The following is a 10,163-nucleotide window of genomic DNA, read 5'->3' on the forward strand; positions in this document are numbered from 1 at the left end:
TCTCCCTTAGGCTGTCAATAATTATGCTAACGAAACACACCCAAAACCAAAAAACCAATTCCCGTGTAATGGAATTGGTTTTTTGGTGCAATTCAGTCAATACAGCAACTTGAACCCACATTTTCAAATGTAGTCTTATTAATTTTAACATAATTTCAATTTATAAACGCAAAAAAACCTCTTTATATGGACACATATAAAGAGGTTTTTAAATGGATGAAATCCTTAAGTTAGTTAGTGATGGATATTTATTATATCACAAATCTCTTTTGAATATAAGTTTACATAAAAAACCTGGATTTTAGGGTTCTTTTGTTTGTTGTGATAATATCTCTATTTAAATGAAAACGCTTTCATAAAATCTTAAAAATAAATGTTGACAAATACACCTTCTTGTTGTATAATGACGAAAGGTGTAAAGAGTAGATTTGTCTAAAAATTCATATTTGTATTAAAACCGATGTCCCCACATCAGAAATACATAATAGATTTTCTAATTTCAACTGAGTTTATTCTAACAAACTATTAATAAGAAAATCAAGAGAATTATTACTTTCTTTTTTATGTTATTTTTTGGTTATTTTCATTTATGTTGTTTGTAGACAGTATTTTTCTATCTATTTATACCTAAATAAATAGAAAAGGAAGATTGATATTTTATGAAGATTACGGAACATTTCAACTTGAATTTAACACAAGAACAGCTTGAATTTGTTGATGTGGATACAGAAAGGGATGCTAAATTGTTTATTGACCCTTGTTGGATACATATTAAGGAAGGAAATTGGTTTAGAGAGGCTTCTGCTACATTATATGGATTTTTTGATCATATAATTAGATTATACGAAGAAAATAGAAGAGAAGAAGCTAGGGAGCTTTTCAATTGTGCACACGAACCAAATGAAACTTGTTTTGGAATGTCTAGAAATAATCCAAGAGGTACTGGTGCGTCTGAAGAGATGTTAGCTGAGGTTTTTGATTATATTATATCTCAACAGATGATTGAAATCGGTCTTATTAAACGTTTAGAGGATTTACATGTGTTTATAGATAATTTTGGACCAGATAGATTATCAGATTTGGTAACTAATGTAATTCGAAAGCATTTAGTACAATTTACGAAGGAACAATGCGAGTTGCACGGTATTCCATTAGGGAATGAAAGAATTGATATAGGTCCTTATTGGAATAATGAAAGTAAAACATGGGAAATTTGCAATGATTTTCCGTTATTAGCAAATGATAAGTTAATACTTTTAGTCCCTAAGGATATTACTGTTAAAGTATATAGATATTCTCCAGGACAATACTGTACTCATTATGTATTGGTGAAAAGACAAGTAGAACATAAAGAACAAGATACACATTTAGTGACAAGGATTCCTCGTAAAGATGATACTTTTAGAATTGAAGTTTTTAAAAGGGATATTATTCAAGAAGAGATTAAAGATGCTGGAAAAAATCAAAAACAATATGTTAGAGAAATTACAGTAGAAGACGTTGATTTAATTGAACAATTTAGAGAGGGAATTATTAATACTCTTACTTCCCCTAAAAGAACAAATAAATTATCTGATGAGATGCTTACAGATATGATTAGAAGAGCAGCTAATTAATTTTTTATTTAGGATTAAAAATACACTACCATCATTTATATGATTGGTGGTGTATTTTGGTTTATGTTGAGTTTTGTAGGCATATCACAATACGAAAAAAGTCCTTGGAGAGCATTTTAAGAGGTTTAGGTGGCTTGTTAAAAATGAATTGGATAATAAGAGAGAGTTAGCAATCATTTTGAACAGGAACATAAGAGGGAAATCCATAAACAACGAGGATATGACATGGAACGATAAAAAAATTAGGGAAACTTTGTTTTCATCTTTAAGGTTATTGAAAACGTGATAGAATGAAAAAAGAGTCATGCGGCTAACATGACTCTTTTAAAAGGGTATTCTACGAAAATACCTAAAACTTATTTGTCTGGTTATAGATTATCATAATTTGATTCATAATCAAATAGCAAAAAATAGGTATTTTTGTTGATTCCCTCAATTAGAGGAGGAATTGATAAAATGAAAGAAGAGAATGATCAAACTTTAGGACAAGCTTTAAAACAAGCTAATGGTAATGCTAGAAAACGAGATTTTGAGAAAGATGCAAAACAAAGGGATCAAGCTGAAGAACTTAAAAAGTCTCTTTTACAACAGTTAAAAGAATTAACTGGAGAAGATCATTACGTTGGAACTAATAAAGATCCATTTGCTGGTGAACCATTTAATCAAGTGATGCATAGAAATTTGGATTTATTGAATAGTATTGGTTATTTTACTCAAGCTGAAGGTGATTTTTTATTTCGGATTCAGGCGTATTTAGAATTTAAAAGTAATGTAATCATTAACAGGGAAGATAAGTTTAAAAAGAAACGAAAAAATCTTGAAGATGATTTTGAACTTCCAAAAGCAGCAACTGTTTCTGAAATTGCTGAAATGATAGGGAAATCAAGGCAAAAAACATCAACCGTTATGAATTCATTAAAGAAAAAAGAAATTTTACTTAATCCAGAAGGTGCGGGTCAAATCATTGAAAATGGTCGCACTGTAAGTCCTAGAACATGGATAGTAAATCCTTACATAATGATTTGTGCACCTCGAAAAAATGAAGTGAAACTTGATAAATTAACGATGAGATTGTTTCAACATTCTTTGAAAAATCTTCAAGATCAAAATGGTAAGAAAGTAAAATTACCAGTTAGATTTTTTTAGACTGTATCAATTTGATACAGTCTTTTTTTATGTGCTTTATCCATTATTTAGGTGTCACGAAAAGGTGACAAAAAACAAAAAAGTGTCACCTTTTCGTGACACCCTAAAAAGTGCATTAAACCCAGTTATAGCAAGGTATCGACATACTTTTTGTAAATGTTCTCTATTATCACTATTATTAAAGGGCTAAAAGTTCCGCAAGGAACGGGTCGTATTTTCTTTCGCTTTGCTACAGAAAATCTCCACCCTTTTCGCTTTGCTACATCCTTGCCAAACTTTTTTTGGCTCGAGTTTTGGCGGCACCAAGCCGATACATCCAAAAGCAACTATTATGATCATCGGCTTGAATTTGCTATTATACGAGCCAAACCGCTAGTGCTTTCGACCGATAATTTCACTTACCATATTAATAGATACGTAATCCGTGGGGGGTCGTCCCCACACGACGAACCAGCCTCAACCCCAAAAGCAAAGAAAAACCTTCTTTTAAACCTGTTTATTTTGTTTTTTAAGCGTTTATTTTTGTTTTCACGATGATAAGTATTGTTTTGGGTTTATATTCTTTAAAAAGGATTCTGAAGCATTTAAATAGCATTTTGTATTTTGTTGTTATTTGATTCTAGATTAAATATTTATATTTATTTAATGCTAATCAAAGGGACTTTGTGTCGTCAGTGAGTGGACATCCTGGGAATTTTCGTGTACCCACGTTTAAGCTAGGCTGGGCCTAGTCTCAAGTTGGGACCAAAAAACCTTTATGCTCTTCTTTCTATTTTAATTTAGAATTTCTAATTTTATAAAATGCCTTGTTTTTTAACTTAATTTTATTATGTTAAAAAACAAGAATGTGATTTTGATTGTGGTTTGTTGCAATGTTATTAGAAAACTTTTTGTGGCGGGGCTAAGATCTTTGCTAAATGAAGTATGAATTAGAGATATGAAAAATTCCGTTATTTTCATATGACAGAAGGATATAAACCTTAGTAGAATGAATTAGTAAAAACCTAGGTTTAATACCTAGGTTCTAAGAATGATTTTTTTGGGAATAACCCTTGATATTAAAAATATTTAGGTTTTTATCTAGGTTTTGAAGGTGGGTAAAAAGATGGATAAAAGTGAATACCTAGGTAGAGAAAACCCAGGTTATATAGCTATGACTGTTAAAGAAGTTGCATTATATTTAGATGAATCACCAAATGTTATAAGGAATTGGATGAAAGAATTAAAGACATATATTCCTTTAGAGAAAAATGAGTCAGGTTACAATATTTTTGATGAAAAAGCTCTTGAGCAAATGAAGATAGTTAAACAATTGCATCGAGAACAAAATTACTCAATGAAACAAATTGAACATTATTTTGCTACAGGTGGAGAAAGTATTAAACCTGTTCCTAGTAAGGAAGTTGGAGAAATTTTAGCTGAAGAATTAACAGCATTAAAAGATGAAGTTAGTAAACTGAGAGAATATAGTGAGAAACAAGAAGAATTTAATAAGTTGTTAATTGAACAATTACAAAAGCAACAAGATTATATTGATAATAAGTTAGAGCAACGGGATCAGAAGTTACTTGAAACAATTCGTGAAGTACAAGAAACAAAATCATTAACAGCATCTACGGAATCAAAAGGTTTTTTTGCGAGGTTATTTGGAAAGTAATTATTTTGAGATTTATAATTTGAGTCCTGGCGTTTATGCCGCGAAAGTTCCTTGACGATGAGGGTTCGATGGCTCGTGGTCAAGGGAACCGTGGAATAAAAAGCGAGGGCAGGGCAAAAACCAATGTCTTCGCCAAGATTCGTGGTTCTATTGTAGGAAAAAGGCGAATAAGAATATAGCATACATAGGATAAGGGAATGCAGTATAGATCAGCATACAAGCATTTCCTTGCTATAAAGATGTTAATAATATTTTTATCTTTTTATATGTATCATTTTTAATCATATATATAATTAATAGCATGGTGAAAGATAAAAATGTAATAGAAAATACTATATTATTTGGTCGTGAATACAAATAAATAAAGATGTATCAAAGGATTAAGATGTTTTGTGTATACAAAACATCTTTTTATTTTCTTTTATGAACACAAATGTAGGTACATTGAAATATTGATATACCAGGCTTTGCCTGGTAGTTGTGGACACTATTGTGTCCATCCCCTTATCCTGCGTTCCGAATTTCCACTTTTATTTGGATGAGAAATCAGAAATTGATGTTGGAATTAAGATGTGTATTTTAGGGATTTGTAGACTGATTTTTAGAAGAAAGATTGTGTTTGTTTTGGATTACTTCTTGTATAGCTTGTTGTTTGATTTGTTTCCAATCCATAGAAGTTTCTTTTGATTTAGGGGGCATAGATCCAAATAATTTAAGTAAATCTTTATTGGTACTCATTGTAAGACAACCTCCTTATCTTTTTTAAAAGAATGATACACAAGAACTTGATAAAATGATAGTGAGTTATAGAAAAGGAGTGATTTGATGAAAGTAAAAGAGTTAATTCAACAGTTAGAGAAATTAGATTTAGAAGCTGAAATTATGGTAAGTGTTCGAAAAGGATGGAGGCCGATTGGAGATATGAAACGGGTTGATGATATTCAATCAATAATTGATCAAGATACAGCTAAAGTTTGTTATGCAATATCTGTAGATATTAAACAAGATTGAATAGAGTACAACTAGTTTATCAACTAGTTGTACTCTATGTTTAATGACACCGTGTGTAAATCAATTGTTTTATATATAATAAAAAACAGAATAAAAGAAGTGAGGTGAATATTTTATGTTTAGAGAAAAAACTAATTGGAAAAGAAAATTTTTAGCACTAATAATTATTCCAATAGCTTTATGTTTTGTATCAATACTTTTATATTTCGGTTTGTTCTCTGTTTTACAATCGCTTAGTTCATTTTTTGCTAATGTATTTAAAATCAATGTTAATGCTGAAATCATAAAATCAACAAATTCTATTTTTGGTGCAATGCTTGTAGCAATTGCTACAATTATTTGGAATTTCGCGGCTGATGAAGAGAAAAATAAAGATAAGCGCAAAAAAAAGAAGTGTATTAAGTATTATATATTGCAAAAAAGGTTCGATAAAATCGCAGGAAATGTTGACGGACTAATTGATTCTCTTTTAAATCAGAATTTAAATAATAATTTTAAAAAAGAATTTAAAAAGAAGTTTGATGAGATTAAGAAACTGGATGAAGAAGTTATTGAGATGATTATTGAAACAGAAAATCGTAATTTATATAAAAAATCTATAGCTTTTTTTGAAACTATTTATTTTGAGGGATCTCTTAATACAAAAGATAATTACATGCAACATTTAACAAAATTGGATAAAGAGTTAAATGATTTAAAAGAAATGATATCTGTAAAAGTAGCTTCTTATGTAGTTTAAATAATAGTGAAAAATATTGATTATAATCAACTAGTTTATGGTTTAGTTTAAACTAGTTGATAAACTAGTTGTATGAAATAAACGTACAACTAGTGATTTATTTGTTGAGTCCTGGCGTTTATGCCGCGAAAGTTCCTTGACGATGAGGGGAACCCTCATGCAAACTCGCCAGAGGTGGCCCCAGAAGGGCGGTTTTTGCCCGCTGGGGTTATCTTTGGGAGTTTGAGGGTTCAGAGGCTCGTGGTCAAGGGAACCGTGGAATAAAAAGCGAGGACGGACCCCAGGATAGGGCAAAAACCAATGTCTTCGCCAAGATTCGTGGTTCTACTGTTAGAAAAAGGCGAATAAGAATATAGCATACATAGGATAAGGGAATGCAGTACAGATCAGCATACAAGCATTTCCTTGCTGTTATTATGTTTTTTATAATAAAAATTTGAATGAAAGGAAGAGGAAATGTTGGGGGACAGCAGAAATATTATATTTCCTTTTATTCTTCGATGATTGTTTAATATTTCCAAATCATATATATTTCAGTTAAACAACTCGTATATATATGTAATATAAATGTACGTAAATTTGAATATGTTTATATTAGGGTGATTTTGTATTGTTAGTAGGTATTAAATAATACTAAGGAGAGAACTTACTAGATGAAATTAAACAAATAAGACAAAATATAATAGAATCAGAAACCAAGACACAATATATTGATTTATATTTATTTTAAAACGCTATATGTATTTATTTTCTGTTTCATATGTTATATAATGTAATTTATAAATATTAAAGGATATTCGAGTTAGGAGGGGTTTAATGGAAGTTTTAAAAAATCATATGAAATTTAAGTATGTTGTACCATTTTTAGATTTTGTTGATGATAAACAGATATCGCTTCAAGATTTATCAAAATTACTTAGAGAAAATGATGGAACTTTTGATAAGGATCAATTTATAGATGATGATATAAAGGAATTATTTCCTTTAAATAATTTTGGTGATAATGATGATATTTTGAAAGTAAGAGGAGTTAGTTTTGTATTAGAAAATTTTATTGATGAGATTGAAAGTATGAAATTAGATTTATCATTGTCTCATAATGAAATAGAGTTTTTAGGTTTTAATGATGAAAATGAAATGAAATTAAAATTTTCAAATGAGTCAATTAAAGGTGCAGAAGATATAATTGCTCAAGGAATGTCTGAGGGTGTATATAATTCAACAAATGAGTGTTTTAGTAGTTGGTTTGAAATGGGAAGTAAACATATTGATTTTTGTTTAAAAAATTCTCATAAAGATAAAGTTGAAGGTGTATTTTCTATTTATATAAATGAAATGCTTAAAGCTTTATCTGATAATAGAAGACAGTATAGGTTGCTTTTAGAGTATCAAGGTAATGATTCTGAGAACCCTGTTTATTTATTAAGAGGAGTGACATCTAAAGGCTTTTATAAAAATTATGATAATAATGTTGTACTTTATTTATGTCTTTTATTTTTACATAAATATGCTGTAGATACTGGAGAAGATTTTAAATTTACAGGTGGTTATATTAGTGATTCTGAGATTAAGGCTTCTTTTGAATTGGAAAAGCCTAAACGTTTAAAGAGTGGAGAAGAAGTATATATAGGCCTGTTGTTATCAAATAATGAAATTAGAAAAGGTGTAGTTTCTTTTAAAATGTATTATAGGATTACTGATGGTAAACATTCTTTTAAAGGGATTGTGAAAGACTCAGTTTGTAGAATTTCTCATTCAACAGGTATTGAGAAATTACAAATAAAATTGGAAGAGTTATTAAATATAAATAAACATGAGAAAAAAATGCTTGATTATATAAATCGTGTAACAATGACTGATAGGTTATCGGAAGATATGATTTTTTCTTTATTTGAGTCAATTAAATCTTCTGAGTTATCCAGTGATACTAAAAGTGAAGCTGAGAAAAAGAGAGAACTTTTATCTAGTACAATGACAATTATTCAGATATTTGATCGCCTTAGTGAAATTACTACTGATGTAAATGAATCAATACACTTACAAAGAATTTATGATGATGTTATTAAATCTTTATCCGATAAAAAAGAATAGGTGTGTTTTTTTATTTTAAAAATGTTATAAAAAGAGGTTTTAGACCTTTTTTTATAACATTATGATCAATAAGAGATGATGAATTAGATTTGAAACATATCAAGTATATTGTCTTTTTCTTCTTTATTGATTCCAATATATTTCAAAGTGATTTGTGGAGTGCTGTGATTCAAGATTTCTTGTAACATAGCTACATCCTTAGTTTGTTTATAGAACCAATAACCAAAGGTTTTGCGCATAGTGTGGGTCCCGATAGATTCTACACCGGCAAAATCTCCGGCTTTTTGCAATTGTCGATAAGCCTGGATTTTACTAATGGGTTGATCTCCTTTTCGGGAAGGGAATAACCAGGTACTTTCTAGTGTTTGGCCATAAGAGTATACTTCATCAAAAATAGAAGTAAGGTTAATCATGCGTTCTTTCTTCGTTTTTCCCTCTTTGATTTTGAATTCTTTTCTCTTTTTACGTTTTAAATTTATTATGGTTTGTGTTTTGATTTGGAGTAGATCGCTGACACGTAATCCAGTATGGATCCCAATAAGGAAGAGAATATAGTCTCGTTCGGAACAATGACGTTTAAGAGCCCATTTCATATCTTCAATCTGTTCTTTGCTACGGATGGGTTGGACATCAATGAGATGTGGTTTTTTGTTCATGGATTTTACCTCTTTGTTTTATGTATTGAATGTATACTTTTCTTTAAAAAGGTATCAGGTGAATTATATTGAAGTCAATTATTTGAAAGTGAATGTACACTTTTGAGTATAGAAATTTTGTTTAGATAAGAAGAAAAGGGCAAAGTATTTATATTGAAAAGTTTATTTCATTATCTTAATATATAAACTAAAAATTACACGAGGTGTTTTATGGTTAGTTTACTCAAAAAGAAGTTGTTATTGTCAAAATGGAGGGAATTTGTAAAATTTGTTTCGGAGAATTTTGATTTATGTAATTCTGATAGTTTAGAAGAGTTAAATGAGAAAAAAAAGGAATTAGCTATGTTGGATTTAGAAACAATAAAAGATGTTATTAATCGTACTAGTGCTATTAATAAAGCTTTTTATGATCTATCTAAAGGTTTTCCTGTGATTGCCTCAGTTATATTGTTTATGTTTACGTTTGTATTAAAAGATTATATGTTAATTATTTTTCATGCTAAATATGTGAATGAACTTCCTTCTGTGATTGCTTTGTTTGGTTTAGTATTTATTACAGTTATTTTTTCATGGGCTTTTAAAGCTATAATTACTTCTCAAAATCGAAATTATTTATTGTCACAATTTGAAAGTATGTTGGTTGATATAAAAGAACAGAAAGAGAAAGAAGAAGAGGAACAAAAAAAGAAAGAAAATGATAGTGTTTCAAATTTAAAAAATACTTTTGCTAAATAAGTATTGTTAATTTTTTTTAGCAAGGTGATTACTAAGATTATTTTATATCTCTTCGTTTACAACAATTTGAATGTATACTTTTGTTGTGTATTTTGAGGATATCAGGAGAATTTGTAAGAAGTCAATGTTTAAGGGGATTTGAATGTAAACTAATATACAAAAGTTTACTTTCATTCTATAGGCGCACTTATAAGTATACTTGCAAGTACACCTATAAGTGTGTTTAATCTAGATAAAACCTCGCTATCCTGTCATTAGACCCTAATATAATAAGCTAAAAATCATACTGATCTTATAAAACAATAAATAAAAAAGTGCAAAATCTATCTAAAGATTTCGCACTAAAAAACAGATAACAGATACAATCACTAGAAACATAGGAGAGTGTTTCAACACCCATTATAACCTATATATTTACATTTTTGTGTATGGATTTGAAAATATGTAAAAATTCATTATTTTATTTTGGATTTTCTTTTTATTTCAGTTATACTAAACAATAAAGAGACAAA

At 29.3% G+C, this 10,163-nt stretch carries 9 protein-coding genes and 1 pseudogene; 8 read left to right on the top strand and 2 right to left on the bottom strand.

Annotated elements, in window-relative coordinates; all coding sequences use genetic code 11:
* Positions 1 to 659 precede the first annotated feature (659 nt).
* From QCI73_RS30720 to QCI73_RS30735, 4 genes and pseudogenes are all read left to right on the top strand, one after another.
* Positions 660 to 1,616, top strand: a complete 957-nt coding sequence (locus QCI73_RS30720; RefSeq protein ID WP_050224804.1) for a hypothetical protein — start codon at positions 660 to 662, stop codon at positions 1,614 to 1,616.
* A gap of 82 nt (positions 1,617 to 1,698) precedes the next feature.
* Positions 1,699 to 1,853 (top strand): annotated as a pseudogene (locus tag QCI73_RS30725) (MobV family relaxase); the annotation flags it as partial.
* Positions 1,854 to 2,072: 219 nt separating this feature from the next.
* Positions 2,073 to 2,762, top strand: coding sequence for a hypothetical protein (locus tag QCI73_RS30730; protein ID WP_050224803.1), 690 nt, complete (start codon positions 2,073 to 2,075; stop codon positions 2,760 to 2,762).
* A gap of 1,105 nt (positions 2,763 to 3,867) precedes the next feature.
* Positions 3,868 to 4,419, top strand: a complete 552-nt coding sequence (locus tag QCI73_RS30735) for a MerR family transcriptional regulator (protein WP_123805844.1) — start codon at positions 3,868 to 3,870, stop codon at positions 4,417 to 4,419.
* A gap of 579 nt (positions 4,420 to 4,998) precedes the next feature.
* On the opposite strand, the gene QCI73_RS30740 is transcribed toward QCI73_RS30735, so the two are convergent.
* Positions 4,999 to 5,157 (bottom strand): hypothetical protein, encoded by a 159-nt coding sequence (locus tag QCI73_RS30740; protein ID WP_192957654.1) that lies wholly within the window; start codon positions 5,155 to 5,157, stop codon positions 4,999 to 5,001.
* An 87-nt stretch (positions 5,158 to 5,244) separates the two neighbouring features.
* Here QCI73_RS30740 and QCI73_RS30745 point away from each other — a divergent pair, with 87 nt between their 5' ends.
* The 3 genes from QCI73_RS30745 (at position 5,245) to QCI73_RS30755 (ending at position 8,260) form a co-directional block, all read left to right on the top strand.
* Positions 5,245 to 5,430 carry a hypothetical protein gene (locus QCI73_RS30745; RefSeq protein ID WP_050224801.1) on the top strand — a complete coding sequence of 62 codons (186 nt, stop codon included), beginning with the start codon at positions 5,245 to 5,247 and terminating at the stop codon, positions 5,428 to 5,430.
* A gap of 115 nt (positions 5,431 to 5,545) precedes the next feature.
* The gene (locus QCI73_RS30750) at positions 5,546 to 6,169 is read left to right on the top strand and encodes a hypothetical protein (RefSeq protein WP_050224800.1); all 624 of its coding nucleotides are present in this window, start codon (positions 5,546 to 5,548) and stop codon (positions 6,167 to 6,169) included.
* Positions 6,170 to 6,985: 816 nt separating this feature from the next.
* Positions 6,986 to 8,260: a hypothetical protein gene (locus QCI73_RS30755; protein WP_123805842.1), complete on the top strand. Its 1,275-nt coding sequence runs from the start codon at positions 6,986 to 6,988 to the stop codon at positions 8,258 to 8,260.
* Positions 8,261 to 8,343: 83 nt separating this feature from the next.
* Here QCI73_RS30755 and QCI73_RS30760 read toward each other — a convergent pair whose 3' ends face one another.
* A complete protein-coding gene (locus tag QCI73_RS30760) occupies positions 8,344 to 8,916 on the bottom strand; it encodes a tyrosine-type recombinase/integrase (protein WP_123805839.1) in 573 nt (190 codons plus the stop codon).
* 210 nt (positions 8,917 to 9,126) lie between these two features.
* On the opposite strand from QCI73_RS30760, the gene QCI73_RS30765 reads away from it, so the two are divergent.
* A complete protein-coding gene (locus tag QCI73_RS30765; RefSeq protein WP_050224796.1) occupies positions 9,127 to 9,651 on the top strand; it encodes a hypothetical protein in 525 nt (174 codons plus the stop codon).
* Positions 9,652 to 10,163: the final 512 nt, after the last annotated feature.

The sequence above is a fragment of the Bacillus cereus group sp. MG16 genome (assembly GCF_040459875.1).
Lineage (GTDB): Bacteria > Bacillota > Bacilli > Bacillales > Bacillaceae_G > Bacillus_A > Bacillus_A paranthracis.

Bases quoted from the DNA above. Each gene is read 5' to 3' on its own strand.
- QCI73_RS30745 (WP_050224801.1), top strand. From the start codon at position 5,245: ATGAAAGTAAAAGAGTTAATTCAACAGTTAGAGAAATTAGATTTAGAA.
- QCI73_RS30760 (WP_123805839.1), bottom strand. From the start codon at position 8,916: ATGAACAAAAAACCACATCTCATTGATGTCCAACCCATCCGTAGCAAA.
- QCI73_RS30730 (WP_050224803.1), top strand. From the start codon at position 2,073: ATGAAAGAAGAGAATGATCAAACTTTAGGACAAGCTTTAAAACAAGCT.
- QCI73_RS30755 (WP_123805842.1), top strand. From the start codon at position 6,986: ATGGAAGTTTTAAAAAATCATATGAAATTTAAGTATGTTGTACCATTT.
- QCI73_RS30720 (WP_050224804.1), top strand. From the start codon at position 660: ATGAAGATTACGGAACATTTCAACTTGAATTTAACACAAGAACAGCTT.
- QCI73_RS30750 (WP_050224800.1), top strand. From the start codon at position 5,546: ATGTTTAGAGAAAAAACTAATTGGAAAAGAAAATTTTTAGCACTAATA.
- QCI73_RS30740 (WP_192957654.1), bottom strand. From the start codon at position 5,157: ATGAGTACCAATAAAGATTTACTTAAATTATTTGGATCTATGCCCCCT.
- QCI73_RS30765 (WP_050224796.1), top strand. From the start codon at position 9,127: ATGGTTAGTTTACTCAAAAAGAAGTTGTTATTGTCAAAATGGAGGGAA.
- QCI73_RS30735 (WP_123805844.1), top strand. From the start codon at position 3,868: ATGGATAAAAGTGAATACCTAGGTAGAGAAAACCCAGGTTATATAGCT.